This window comes from Streptomyces sp. CB02923, assembly GCF_001905005.1.
Lineage (GTDB): Bacteria > Actinomycetota > Actinomycetes > Streptomycetales > Streptomycetaceae > Streptomyces.
In genome coordinates this window covers 89,268-102,125 of record NZ_LWKZ01000029.1, presented here as the reverse complement: position 1 = coordinate 102,125, position 12,858 = coordinate 89,268, and the positions used below count along the sequence as shown (strand labels likewise).

Annotated in this window: 12 protein-coding genes; 11 read left to right on the top strand and 1 reads right to left on the bottom strand. The window is 72.7% G+C overall.

Annotated features, from left to right (window positions below; all coding sequences use genetic code 11):
- Window positions 1–135: 135 nt before the first annotated feature.
- Entirely contained in the window at window positions 136–1,500 is a 1,365-nt protein-coding gene (locus A6A06_RS40005) for a sensor histidine kinase (protein ID WP_079194668.1), read from the bottom strand.
- Between the two features lie 171 nt (window positions 1,501–1,671).
- Here A6A06_RS40005 and A6A06_RS40000 point away from each other — a divergent pair, with 171 nt between their 5' ends.
- From A6A06_RS40000 to A6A06_RS39950, 11 genes are all read left to right on the top strand, one after another.
- Window positions 1,672–2,334 carry an RDD family protein gene (locus A6A06_RS40000; protein ID WP_073769050.1) on the top strand — a complete coding sequence of 221 codons (663 nt, stop codon included), beginning with the start codon at window positions 1,672–1,674 and terminating at the stop codon, window positions 2,332–2,334.
- A gap of 174 nt (window positions 2,335–2,508) precedes the next feature.
- Entirely contained in the window at window positions 2,509–3,936 is a 1,428-nt protein-coding gene (locus tag A6A06_RS39995; protein ID WP_073769048.1) for an EsaB/YukD family protein, read from the top strand.
- A gap of 576 nt (window positions 3,937–4,512) precedes the next feature.
- The gene (locus tag A6A06_RS39990) at window positions 4,513–5,418 is read left to right on the top strand and encodes a nucleotide-binding protein (protein ID WP_242441188.1); all 906 of its coding nucleotides are present in this window, start codon (window positions 4,513–4,515) and stop codon (window positions 5,416–5,418) included.
- 189 nt (window positions 5,419–5,607) lie between these two features.
- Complete coding sequence (locus A6A06_RS39985; protein ID WP_073769046.1) at window positions 5,608–6,009, top strand: NADH-quinone oxidoreductase subunit A; 402 nt, start codon at window positions 5,608–5,610, stop codon at window positions 6,007–6,009.
- Window positions 6,000–6,758 (top strand): NADH-quinone oxidoreductase subunit B, encoded by a 759-nt coding sequence (locus A6A06_RS39980; protein ID WP_079194667.1) that lies wholly within the window; start codon window positions 6,000–6,002, stop codon window positions 6,756–6,758. The genes A6A06_RS39985 and A6A06_RS39980 overlap by 10 nt, the downstream gene beginning before the upstream one ends.
- Window positions 6,755–8,182, top strand: a complete 1,428-nt coding sequence (locus tag A6A06_RS39975; protein WP_199931439.1) for an NADH-quinone oxidoreductase subunit C — start codon at window positions 6,755–6,757, stop codon at window positions 8,180–8,182. The genes A6A06_RS39980 and A6A06_RS39975 overlap by 4 nt, the downstream gene beginning before the upstream one ends.
- Complete coding sequence (locus A6A06_RS39970; protein ID WP_031002976.1) at window positions 8,179–9,144, top strand: complex I subunit 1/NuoH family protein; 966 nt, start codon at window positions 8,179–8,181, stop codon at window positions 9,142–9,144. Before A6A06_RS39975 ends, A6A06_RS39970 begins: the two co-directional genes overlap by 4 nt.
- Window positions 9,144–9,764, top strand: a complete 621-nt coding sequence (locus A6A06_RS39965) for a NuoI/complex I 23 kDa subunit family protein (RefSeq protein ID WP_073769044.1) — start codon at window positions 9,144–9,146, stop codon at window positions 9,762–9,764. Before A6A06_RS39970 ends, A6A06_RS39965 begins: the two co-directional genes overlap by 1 nt.
- Window positions 9,761–10,417, top strand: coding sequence for an NADH-quinone oxidoreductase subunit J family protein (locus tag A6A06_RS39960; RefSeq protein WP_073769042.1), 657 nt, complete (start codon window positions 9,761–9,763; stop codon window positions 10,415–10,417). Before A6A06_RS39965 ends, A6A06_RS39960 begins: the two co-directional genes overlap by 4 nt.
- On the top strand, window positions 10,417–10,818 hold the full coding sequence (nuoK, locus tag A6A06_RS39955; protein WP_073769040.1) for an NADH-quinone oxidoreductase subunit NuoK: 402 nt from the start codon (window positions 10,417–10,419) through the stop codon (window positions 10,816–10,818). The genes A6A06_RS39960 and nuoK overlap by 1 nt, the downstream gene beginning before the upstream one ends.
- Window positions 10,815–12,848, top strand: coding sequence for an NADH-quinone oxidoreductase subunit 5 family protein (locus A6A06_RS39950; RefSeq protein WP_073769038.1), 2,034 nt, complete (start codon window positions 10,815–10,817; stop codon window positions 12,846–12,848). Before nuoK ends, A6A06_RS39950 begins: the two co-directional genes overlap by 4 nt.
- Window positions 12,849–12,858: the final 10 nt, after the last annotated feature.

The following is a 12,858-nucleotide window of genomic DNA, read 5'->3' as shown; positions in this document are numbered from 1 at the left end:
CCGCACCATGAGGTAAAGCGCAGTCTTCACCCTGGGGTTTTCCCCACCCCCCCCGAGTGCTGCCTCTGCGCCGGACCTCTCGTGCCGCCCCCGTGCCGGCCCCCCCCCGTGCCGCGGCCGCGGCTGCGGGCGCGCTCAGCCGCCCGCGCCCGCACCCTTCCGCCGCGGCGTCCGCTCGTCCTTGTCCCGCCACGGCAGCTCGGCCGTCACCCGCGTCGGCCCGCCGGCCGGTGAATCGAGGACGAACACCCCGTCCACCGACCCCAGTCGCTCCGCGAGCCCGGCCATCCCGCTGCCGCCGTCCAGCCGCGCACCGCCCCGCCCGTCGTCCTGGACCTGGATCAGCAGCCGGTCCTGGGCGCGCCAGAGCTCCACCTGCGCCGCCCGCGCGCCACTGTGCTTGGAGACGTTCTGCAGCAGCTCCGAGACGGTGAAGTACGCGATGCCCTCGATCGCCGGGGCGGGCCGCTGCGCCATGTCCACCTCCACCGTGACCGGGACCGTGCAGCGGCCCGCCAGCGAGGTGAGGGCCGGGCCCAGCCCGCGGTCCGTGAGGATCGCCGGGTGGATGCCGCGCGCGAGGTCGCGCAGCTCCTGCAGGGCGAGTTTCACCTCGCCGTGCGCCTCGTCGACCATCTGCGCCGCCGCGTCCGGGTCCTCCAGCAGTTTCTCCTTCGCCAGGCCGAGGCCCATCGCCAGGGCGACGAGCCGGGCCTGTGCCCCGTCGTGCAGGTCCCGCTCGATACGGCGCAGGTCGGCGGTGGCCGTGTCGGAGAGCGTCGCACGGTCCGTCTTCAGCTCGGCGATCCGCCGCTCCAGCTCGTCGGAGGGCGACAGCAGGCCGCGCACCATCATCCGGTCGACGTTGGACAGCCCGCGCGCGATCCACGGCAGCGCCGGCCAGAGCAGGAGGAACGAGACGAGGGTCAGCGGGAAGGTGAGGATCGACCACGGCAGCCGGATGAAGGCGTACAGCGCGTGCCGCCATCCGACCGGGTCCTTGAGCCGCAGCCACAGCCAGGCGAAGAAACCGTTCCCCGCCGTGTGCAGCGGGCTGGGCTCGTCCACCCGTACGCCCAGCAGGCGCCGTGCGCGGGCGCGCTCCAGCTTCCCGTACTGACGGCACACCAGGAGCCCCACCGCGAGCAGCGGCAGCCCGATCACGATGACGGACAGCCCGATACCCGCCACCAGCCAGACCGTCAGCACGGCGAAGGCCAGGACGCCCAGCGGGAGATTGGTCAGGAGGTGGACGACCTCCCGCCAGGTGGCGGGGGCGAGCGCGGCCCGCGGCGACGGCAGGGGGGCACCGGCGCCGTGCCGGTCACCGTCGTGGTCGCCGAAGCCGTCGTGGTCACCGGGGCCGCTGCGGTCGCCGGGGCCGCTGCGGTCGCCGGGGCCGCCGCGGTCGCCGGGGCCGCCGCCGGTGGCGTACGGCGGCTGCGCGGCCGGTCCGGAGCGGCGGTCACGGCGTCGGTCGTGAGCGGAACGTGCGGTCATACGTACCAGCTTGCCGGTGACCGCCCGTAGTGACCATGGGGAGCGTCGGTGACCGGGGGGTGGGGTTTTCCTCACCCTGTCGCTTAGCACGGACCCGTGACTGTCGCGGGAGCGGCCCCCGCGGCGGGCGTGGCTTGTGCGGAGGCGGACCGGCCAGCTTGGATCTTCGGCATGAGTGAGTACCAGCAGGGTCCGTACGGCCAGCAGAACCCGTACGGACAGCAGCCGCCTTACGGGCAGCAAGCACCGTACGGGCAGCAACCGCCCTATGGACAGCAGCCGCCGCACGAGGCGTACGGAAACGGACAGTCGTCGGGATACGGGGCGCCGGGATACGGGGCGCCGGGACAGCAGGGGTATTACCCGTACGGAGCGCCGCAGATGGGCGGGCCGCCCACGGACATGCTGGCAAGTCAGGGAGCGCGGCTCGGGGCGCGTCTGCTGGACGGGCTCTTCCAGGTCGTCGCGGTCTTCGTGGTGATCTCGTTGATCGCCCTCGTCCAGGCCGTGCTGCCGCGCGGCGCCGGGGTGGGCATTGCGAGCGCCCTGATCGGGATCGTCCTGGTCATCGGGGTGTTTTTCTACGAGCCGTTCATGAACTGGAAGTACGGCGCCACGTTCGGCAAGCGGATCTGCGGGCTGCGGGTCGCCCGGCTGCGGGACGGGGCAAACCTGTCCTTCGGGCAGGCACTGGGGCGTTGGGCCGTGGTGATCCCGATGGGGTTCGTCCCGTTCCTGGGGCTGCTCAACGTGCTGTGGTGCTGCTGGGACGAACCGTTCCGCCAGTGCCTGCACGACAAGGTGGCCAGCACGGTGGTGGTCAAGCGCGTATAGATCCAGGTCGAAAACCTCCGTCTATTGGTCAGAAACGGTCGCCAGCCGGTCATGAGGCGACGGGGCGGCTGAGGGCGGGGGGTTCGAGGGCGGGGAGAGGCGGGCCGTATCGTGACGCGGTGCGGTGCGGTGCGGTGGGGTGGGTTCCGGTTCTAGTACGGGGGAAGAGTCGGCATGGTGAATGCTGAAGCCGGGCGGCGGGTGACGTTGCGACGGGTGGTGCTGGCGGGCGAACGGCGTCGGATCGACCTGGTGTTGCCCGCGCACGAGCCGGTCGGCGCGCTGCTGCCCGAGGTGCTGCGGGCGATCGGTGACCGGCCGGCGCACGAGCCGCTGTCGTGCCGACTGGTGACGGCGGGCGGCGCCGTACTCGCGCAAGGCGAGACGCTTGCTTCCGCAAACGTCGAAGACGGGTCCGTGCTCCGGCTGGTCCGCGAACACGGCGCGCCACAAGCCCCCGCCGCGCAGGGCTCGTCAGGAACCCCCACCGGGCACGGCGTGCCTGGAGCCCCCGCCGCGCACTACATGCCCGGAATCCCCGCCGGGCCCGGCGACACGGCCGGTGACCTGGACATCCACGCCTGGCGCTGGGACGAGCGGAGCCGGACAGGGACGGCGATCGTGGCCGGAGTGCTGCTGGCAGCCGTCACCGGACTCTTCGCCGGCAGCCGGTACGGGCTCGACCGCGCCGGACCGTGGCTCGGCCTGGCCGCCGCGGTCGCGGCCGGAGCCGGGGCGGCGGCCGGTTCGCTGCTCGCCAGGAGGACGCTCGGTACGGCGCTGCTCCTGGTGGGCGGGACGTTCGGCGTGCTCGCCTCCTGGGGCGTGGCGCCGGGCGGTGCCCCGCGCCTGGCCGCTGTCGGGCTGACGGTCGCGGCCGTGCTCGCGCTGCTCGGGCTCTGTACGGGCCTGGGGCGGGGCGGGCTCGTCGGGGCGGCGGCCGTCGCCGCCGCGGTCGGCGTATGGGAAGCGGGGCTGGCGGTCGCCGGTCCGGCGCGTACCGGCGTCGCGGTGGGCGTGATCTCGGTGCTGGTGCTGGGATACCTGCCGCGGCTCGCCCTGGCCTCGGCCGGGCTGACGCGGCTGGACGACCGCCACTCCGGCGGTACGCCGGTCAGCAGGCACCGGGCCGCGGCGGCGCTGGGCGCCACGCACCGCGGTCTCACCCTCGCCGCCGTCACGGCGGCCGTGTCGGCCGGTGCTGCCGCTGTGCTGGCCGTCGGCGGTACGCCGGACGCGTCCGGCGCGGTGGACGGCTGGGCGGTGGCGGCCGCGGTGCTGCTGTGCGTCGTGCTGTTCTCGCGGGCGCGGGCCTATCCGCTGGTCCTGGAGGTCGTGGCGCTGCTGGTGGCCGGTACGGCGGTCTGCGTACGGCTCGTCCTGTTGTGGGCCGCATACGGCAGCGATCCTGCGGGTGCGCTGACCGTGCTGTGCCTGCTGGTGGTGCTGCCGCTCGCGGTGCTCGCGGTGCGGCCGCCGGAGCGCGTACGGCCGGGGCTGCGGCACCTGATGAATCTGGCCGAGTCGGTGAGTGTGGTGGCGCTGGTTCCGGTCGCCGTCGGGGCGTTCGGGGTGTACGGCGCTCTGCTGGACATGTTCTGACCGGTGCATGCTCTGACCAGTGCATGTACTGAACGGTGCAGGTGCTGATCAGTCGGCCGACCGGAAGGGGCGGCCGAGTCGACGAAAATGATCGACCGTGACGGTCCGGCCGGAGCGATCAGACTGACCAGAAGGGGCGGCGGAGGGTTCATGTCGGTACAGCCGGGAGAGCCGGGAGAGCCGGGACAGTCAGGGCGGTCTGGGGATGTGGGGCGAGAGGTGGATACGGGACGTCAGGCGGGTTTGGTGCGGGCGGTGCCGCTGGTGCCGCCGATGCCCGGGTACGCGCCGGGAGGGGCGGCCGTGAGCGGGGTGGTGCCGGTGGTGCCTACGCCTACGCCTACGCCTACGCCTGCGCTGACGCCTACGCCGGTAGAGCCTCCGACGGCTCCGTCGGCTCCGTCGGCTTCGGTGACTCCGGCGGCTCCCGCCAACCAGGCCCCAACTGTGCACCCGCAAACGCAATCGTCATACCGTTCGGCAACGCAACAGCCGTACCCTTCGACCCCCGGAACCAGCCTCGCCCTCACCCCCACCCCCGTCTCCGTCCCCCTCCTCCCGCCCGAGCTCGACGGGGTGCAGGCCAAGCCCCGGCACGGAGAATCCGTCGCCCGGCGGGCGGGACGGGCGCTGCGGCGCGTGTTCGCCTCCTCCGCGGCGGCCGAGACCGAGGCCGTCACGCGCGCCGCGCAGGCCATCCAGCAGCCCGTGACCACCGGCCGCCAGCTGGCCGTTTCCAGCATCCGCGGGGGCGCGGGCAAGTCCACGGTCGCCGCGCTGCTGGCCCTCACGTACGCGCACTACCGCTCGGACCCGGTGCTGGCGGTGGAGGCCGACCCGGCGCTGGGCACGCTGCCGCACCGGTTGGGCGTGCGGGAGGTGCGCTGGTCGAGCACCGACCTGGCGCAGATCGTCGACCCGTCCATGCTGATCACCGACCTGACCGGCTATCTCCTGCCGTTCACGGGCGGCGGCTGGCTGCTGCCCGGCAGTCAGGGCTCGATCGGTACGCGTCTCGACATCGACACGTACCGCATCGTCATGACCTCCCTGCGCCGCCACTTCGCGACCACGGTCGTGGACTGCGAGACGCTGCCGGCCGAGGTGGCGCGTACCGCGCTGGTCACCACGCAGGCGCGGGTCCTGGTGACGCCGGCGACCGTGGAGGGCGTGCTGGCGACCAAGTCCGTACTGGAGTGGATGGGCGGCGTGCACCGCGGGCTGCTGCGGACCGCTGTCGTCGTGCTCAACCACACTTCGCCCGACGGCGGCATCGACGTACGGAAGGCCGCCGAGCACCTCGGGTCCGGCGGTGCCGCGGTGCTCGCGCTGCCGTACGACCGGCACCTGGCCGGCGGCGGTGCCGTCCGCGCGGAGCTGCTGGGCGAACGGACGCGGGAGGCGGCGGCGCGGCTCGCCGCCGAGGTGATGGACCGCGCGGTGTCGCGCGGACCGGGCACGCAGCGCGGAGGCGGAGACTGACGTCGCCGCACGCGGGCCCGTGGGGGCCGGTGGGGGACCCGTGGGAAGGGGGCCAGGTGGGGCGAAGTCGGGCCATAGCCGACCGTCCTGCGACGCGACTGCTCACCTGGGGCGGACCAGGGCCTAGACTCCCGTGCGTACAGATCGTCGAAGTCGTTGAACGAGAGCAGCCAGGGAGCGAGGGCGGACGTGCCGGACGCGACCGTACGCACCAGCATTGCCGCGGACTATTTCCAGGGGTACTCGGTCGTCGGCCTCATCGCCGTGGTCGGCGTGCTCTTCGTGGCCGTGGCCTTCGGTGCCGGGCGCCTGCTGCGGCCCGTGGTGCCCACCCCGGAGAAACTGCTCACCTACGAATGCGGCGTGGATCCGGTGGGCGAGGGCTGGGCACACACCCAGGTCCGCTACTACGTCTACGCCTTCCTGTACGTGATCTTCGCCGTCGACTCGATCTTCTTGTTCCCCTGGGCGACGGTCTTCGCCGCCCCCGGTTTCGGCGGCGCCACGCTCGTGGAGATGTTCATCTTCCTCGGCTTCCTCGCCGTCGGCCTGCTCTACGCATGGAAGAAGGGCGTCCTGGAATGGACGTGACGAACGCGAATCCGGCCACGGCGACGGGCACCGAGCTGCCCGTCGTGTCAGCAGGCGGTGCCGTCGAACGACGCCGGCTGGGCCCGCTCGCCCGCCTGGCTCCCGAACCCATGAAGGTGGTCCTCAACTGGGGCCGCCGCTACAGCCTGTGGGTCTTCAACTTCGGGCTCGCCTGCTGCGCGATCGAATTCATCGCCGCGTCGATGGCGCGGCACGACTTCATCCGGCTGGGCGTGATCCCGTTCGCGCCGGGCCCCCGGCAGGCGGACCTCATGATCGTCTCCGGCACGGTGACGGACAAGATGGCGCCCGCGGTCAAGCGTCTGTACGAGCAGATGCCGGAACCGAAGTACGTCATCTCCTTTGGCGCCTGCTCGAACTGCGGGGGCCCGTACTGGGACTCGTACGCGGTCACCAAGGGCGTCGACCAGATCATCCCCGTCGATGTGTACGTACCGGGCTGCCCGCCCCGGCCCGAGGCGCTGCTGCAGGGCATCCTCAAGCTCCAGGAGAAGATCGCCCGCGAGTCGTTGCGGGAGCGGTACGTGGACGGCGGCAACGGTGCGGCGCCTTCCGGCCCGTCGGCTGCCGCGCTGCGCAGTGGGCTGGTGACACCGCCGGTGCCGGGGGCGCCGGCTGAGCCCGCGCCCACGCCCGAGTCCGAGTCCAAGGCCGAGTCCGCCCCCGAGTCCAAGGCCGAATCCGAGTCGGCCGGTGGCGGGAAGCCGAAGGGAGCGGGGGAGCAGTGAGCGACGAACAGCCTCCCAATCCGGCCGGGACCGGCGATCCTGCCGGGGCCGCTGACACTGCCGGGACTGCTGACCCTGCCGGGACCGCCGCCGGGACCGCGGACCCCGCCGCTGCCGAGTCGGCCGATCCGGTCGAGGAGGTCGCGGCGCCGCCCGTCGGATGGCTGCCCGGTTCCGCCGCCGAGATCTTCGGTCCCGGCGCGACCGCCGAAGAGGCGTACGAACTTCTGACCGTCGACGTGCCCGCCGGCGCCTGGATCCCGGCGCTGACCGCCGCCCGCGACGACCTCGGGTGCAGCTACTTCGACTGGCTGAGCGCGGTCGACGAGCCCGGTACCGGCTTCCGTGTCTGCGCACACCTCGCCGACATCGCCCGGCCCGGCCCCGTACGACGCCTGGTGCTGCGCACCACCGTCCCGCACGAGGCGGCCGTCCTCCCCACCGCCATCGACGTGTACGCCGGGGCGGGCTGGCACGAGCGCGAGACGCACGAGATGTTCGGCGTGGACTTCACCGGCCACCCCTACCTTGAGCCCCTGCTGCTCCCCGAGAACTTCGAGGGCCATCCGCTGCGCAAGGACTTCGTGCTCGCCGCGCGGGTCGCCAAGGCGTGGCCGGGCGCGAAGGAGCCGGGCGAGTCCGAGCACGGCGGGCCCAAGCGCCGCCAGATGCTGCCGCCCGGTGTGCCCGACCCGAACGAGTGGGGCCCGCTGAAGGGCCAGCTGCCGCCTGCTCCGGCCCGGCCTGCCCGTGGCGCACGCGCCGCGGGCGGGGCCCGTGCGGCCGGTGGTGCCCGTGCGGCCGGTGGGGCGGCGGGGGAGCGGCCTGCCCGCCGTACGCGTACGGCGGATGCGGGTTCGGCGAGCCAGCAGAGCGCTGCGGACGGTACGCAGTCACCGGCCACGGAGGCGACGGGTTCCGCGACAGCTTCAGCGACGGGTCCAGCGACGGGCCCGGCCGAGGCGTCGGCACCCGCAGCCCGGCCGGAACGTCCCGCCCGCCGGACGCGCAGCGCGAGCCAGGGCTCGGCCAGCCAGGCCGCTGCCGATCAGAGCGCCGCCGATCAGAACGCCGCCGACCGCAGCGCCGCCGAACAGAGCACCGCCGAGCAGGCCACCGCTGAGCAGGCCACCGCCGGTTCTTCGGACGCGCCGTGGCATCACGCCCGCCCCGCGTTCGAGGACGTGCCGAAGGCCGGGAAGAAGACCGACGCCTCCGCCGCCCCGGCCCCGGGGGCCGCCGAAGACGCCCCAGCCGCCGAGGACAAACCCGAAGGCGAAGCCGATAACAACGGCAACTCCAGCGGCACGGGCAACGGCACTGGCAACACCACCGGCACTGGCAACGGCACCGGCAACACCAGCGGCACTGGCACGGGCACCGGCAACGCCAACGCAGCGGAAGAAGGCGGGACCAGACCATGAGCGACGCCCTCGACATCGCCCTGCGCCTGATCGCCGTCTTCGTCGCCTTCCTGGTCTTCCCCCTGGTCATCGGCCAGACCGAGCACAAGGTCATGGCTCATATGCAGGGCCGTCTCGGCCCCATGTACGCGGGTGGGTTCCACGGCTGGGCGCAGCTCGTCGCCGACGGTGTGAAGTTCGCGCAGAAGGAGGACGTCGTACCGGCCGGTGCCGACCGGCGCATCTTCCAGCTCGCGCCCGCCGTCGCGCTCCTGCCGTACCTGCTGGTGCTGGTCGCCATCCCGCTCGGCCCGGACAACGCGGTCGGGCAGTCGCTGGACGCGGGCATCTTCTTCGTCCTCGCCGTCATGGGCGTGGGCGTCCTGGGCTCGCTGATGGCGGGCTGGGCCTCGGCCAACAAGTTCTCGCTGCTCGGCGGGTTGCGTACCGCCGCCCAGCTCCTCGCGTACGAGCTGCCGATGCTGCTCGCCGCCGCTTCCGTCGCGATGGCCGCCGGAACGCTGTCGCTGCCCGGCATCCTGGACGCCTTCCACTGGTGGTGGGTGCCGTGGCAGATCGTCGGCGGCCTGGTCTTCTTCACGGCGGGGCTGGCCGAACTGCAGCGTCCGCCGTTCGACATGCCGGTCGCCGACTCCGAGATCATCTTCGGCGCGTACACCGAGTACACCGGGCTGCGCTTCGCGCTGTTCCTGCTCGCCGAGTACGCGGGCATCCTCGTCCTGTGCGCCCTGACCTCCGTACTCTTCCTCGGCGGCTGGCACGGACCGTTCGGCGCCGACGGCCTCGGCTGGCTGTGGACGCTCCTGAAGACCGCCGTCCTCGCCTTCGGCGTGATCTGGCTGCGCGTCAGCTACCCGCGGCTGCGTGAGGACCAGCTGCAGAAGCTGGCCTGGACGGTGCTGATCCCGCTGGCCCTCGCCCAGATCGCCCTCACCGGCGTCGTCAAGGTGGTGATCTCGTAATGGCCCCGGAGAAGAAGTCCGGATGGCCCGGCAGCGGCCTCGCCAAGGGCCTGGCCGTGACGCTTCGTACGATGACGAAGCGTTCCGTCACCGAGCAGTACCCGGAGGTCCAGCCCGAACTGGCATCGCGCACCCGCGGCGTGATCGGGCTGTTCGAGGAGAACTGCACGGTCTGCATGCTCTGTGCACGCGAATGCCCGGACTGGTGCATCTACATCGACTCCCACAAGGAGACGGTGCCGCCCGCCGCGCCCGGCGGCCGCGAGCGCAGCCGCAACGTCCTGGACCGCTTCGCCATCGACTTCTCCCTCTGCATGTACTGCGGTATCTGCATCGAGGTGTGTCCTTTTGACGCGCTGTTCTGGTCGCCGCAGTTCGAGTACGCCGAGACCGACATCCACAACCTGACCCACGAGCGGGACAAACTCCGCGAATGGATGTGGACGGTTCCGGAGCCGCCCGCCCTCGACCCCGCGGCCGAGGAGCCCAAGGAGATCGCCGCCGCCCGCAAGGCAGCCGACAAACTCGCCGCGCAGGAAGCAGCCCAGCAGCAAGCGGCTCAGGAAGCAGCCGAGCAGGCAGCCCGGGAAGCCGCCCGGGAACAGGAGGGGGAAGCGTGACGCTCGCCGCCGCAGGCCACGGTTTCCTCTCCCCGACCGGGGTCGAGATCGCCTTCCTCCTGGTCGGCCTCGTCACCCTCGGCGCGGCCGTGGTCACCGTCACCACCAAGCAGCTGGTGCACGCCGCCCTGTGGCTGGTGGTCACCCTCGGCGGCATCGCCGTCGAGTACCTCCTGCTGACCGCCGAATTCATCGCCTGGGTGCAGGTTCTGATCTATGTCGGGTCCGTCGTCGTCCTCCTCCTGTTCGGGCTGATGCTCACCAGGGCGCCCATCGGCCGCTCCCCGGACGCCGACTCGGGCAACCGCTGGGCCGCGCTCACCGTGGCCGTCGCCTCCGCCGCCGCGCTCGTCTGGGTCGTCACGGACGCGTTCCGTACGACCTGGATCGATCTGGACGGTGCGGTCCAGGGCTCCACCGAAGCCTCCGGGCGCAGCCTGTTCCAGTACTGGGTGCTGCCGTTCGAAGCGCTCTCCGTCCTCCTCCTCGCCGCCCTCGTCGGCGCGATCGTGCTCTCCCGCAAACACGGCGACCAGGAGCGCACCGGCGACCGCCCGCAGAGCGCCGACCGCGCACCGGCCGCGGACCGCGCACCGGCCGCCGGCCGCACGCAACCCGGCGACCGCGCACGTCTCAGAGAGGACCAAGGCTGATGCATCTCGCCTATCCCGCCGTCCTCGCCGTCCTCCTGTTCTGCGTCGGCCTGTACGGCGTGCTCGCCCGCCGCAACGCGATCCTCGTCCTGATGTCCGTCGAGCTGATGCTCAACGCCGTCAACCTCAACCTGGTGGCGTTCGACGTCTGGCTGCGCGACAAGCTGCACGCCGGCCAGGCGCTCACCCTCTTCACGATCGCCGTGGCCGCCGCCGAGATCGGCATCGGCCTGGCGATCGTCCTGCTCGTCTACCGCAACCGCGGCAGCTCCGACGTCGACCGGCTCCGCGACCTCGCCGAGCGCCCGGACGGCAGCGACCCGAACGATGACCTCACCGGCGGCACGGACGCCGCCGCCGGCCGGCCGCAGCCGGACCACCGGGCGGAGGCCGCCGCGTGACGACCACGACCACCGCCGTACTCGTACCTCTCCTCCCCTTCCTCGGCGCCCTCGCGGGCATCTTCCTCGGCCGCCGGGCGCCCGGCTTCGTGCGCCCGCTGGCCATCCTGCCGACCCTCGCCGCGGCCGCCCTGGCCGTCGTCGTGGCCGTCGGCCAGGGCGGTGGCGCCGGTGCGGGGAAGGCGCCGGTGGACGCCGCGACCCGGCTCACCCCCACCGGCTCGGTCCCCGTCGACCTCGCCCTGCACATCGACGGCTTCGCCGCCCTCGTCGCCGTACTCGTCGCGGTCGTCGCCTGCTGCGTGCAGATCTACTCGACCGGCTACCTGCGCGACGACCCGCGCTACCCCTCCTACGCCGCCCTCGTCTCCCTCTTCACCGCCGCGATGCTGCTGGTCGTCTACTCCGGCGACCTGATGGTGCTGCTGGTGGGCTGGGAGATCATGGGCATCTGCTCGTACTTCCTGGTCGGCCACTACTGGGAGACCGAAGCCGCCCGCTCCGCCTCCCTCAAGGCGTTCCTCGTCACCAAGCTGGGCGACGTCCCCTTCCTGTTCGGCATCTTCGCGCTCGCCGCGGACGCCGGTACGTTCCGCATCACCGGCATCCTCAAGACCGTGGCCGACGGCGGCCTGGACCACCCCACCCTCGTCGCGCTGCTCCTCCTGGCCGGTGTCGCGGGCAAGTCCGCCCAGTTCCCGCTGCACACCTGGCTGCCCGACGCGATGGCAGGACCGACCCCGGTCTCGGCCCTCATCCACGCGGCCACCATGGTCGCCGCCGGTGTCTACTTCGTCGCCCGTCTCCTCCCCGTCTTCGCGGCCTCCGCGACCGCGATGGTCGTACTCGCCGTCATGGCCGCGGTCACCATGGTCGGTTCCGGCCTCGCCGCCCTGGCGCAGGACGACATCAAACGCGTCCTGGCCTATTCGACGGTCGGCCAGCTCGGCTACATGACCGGCGCCCTGGCCGTCGGCGACCGCGGCGCCGCCGTCTTCCACCTCCTGTCGCACGGCGCGTTCAAGGCCCTGCTCTTCCTCACCGCCGGTGTGGTCATCCACGCCGCCGGCACCAACTCGCTGGCCGCCATGTCACGGATGCGCGGCCTGTCCCGGCGCATCCCCGACGCCTACTGGACGATGACGGTCGCGCTGCTCGCCCTCGCCGCCATCCCCCCGTTCGCCGGCTTCTTCTCCAAGGAAGCCGTCCTGGGCGCCGCCGAACACGCCGCCACCAGCCACGCGACGGCCGCCGGCAGCCTCGCCGCCGTCCCCGCCGCGGCCGGCTGGACCGTCCTGGTCGCCGGTCTGCTCACCGCCCTCCTCACCGCCGGGTACGCGACCCGGCTGTGGCTGCTGGCCTTCCACGGCAAGGGCCCGGAGACCGCCCCCGACCACGGCAAGCAGCCGCTCGTGATGAACACCGTGCTGTGGGTGCTGTTTATCCCCACCCTCGCGCTGGGCCTGGCCACCCCCGTCCTTCCCGACTGGTTCGACGGCCGTTCGCTGACCCCGACCCTGACCACCTCCGTCCTGGGCACCGGCGTCGCCCTCGTCGGCGCCCTGGTCATGTACGGGGCCTGGCGGCACACCACCGCTCTCGCGGCCCGCGTCCCGCTCGGCGCGGTCGCCGTGGCACCTGACGCCGCCCCCGCGGACTCCGAGGAGAGCGCCATCGCCACCCACGCCGCGGCCTACGGCGACAACGCCGGCGCCCCGGACCCCGCCGACCCCGGCCGGCTCCTCCTGGGACCGCTGCACCGCCCCGCCGCCGTCGGCTTCCACCTCGACGCCGTCTACACCGCCCTGTTCGTCCGGCCGGTGCGGGCCGGCGCCCGGGTCGTGCGCTTCCTCGACCGCGAGGTCGTCGACACGTACGTCCACGGCGCGGGCACCGCCTCCCGCTGGCTGGGAGCCGCCGTCCGCCGCGCACAGACCGGCAACGTGCAGACCTACCTGGGCGCGCTGCTGGCGGGCTCGTTCGTCCTGGCCGTCGCCGTCGTCCTCGTCGCTACGGGCACGGGAGCCTGACCGTGAATCA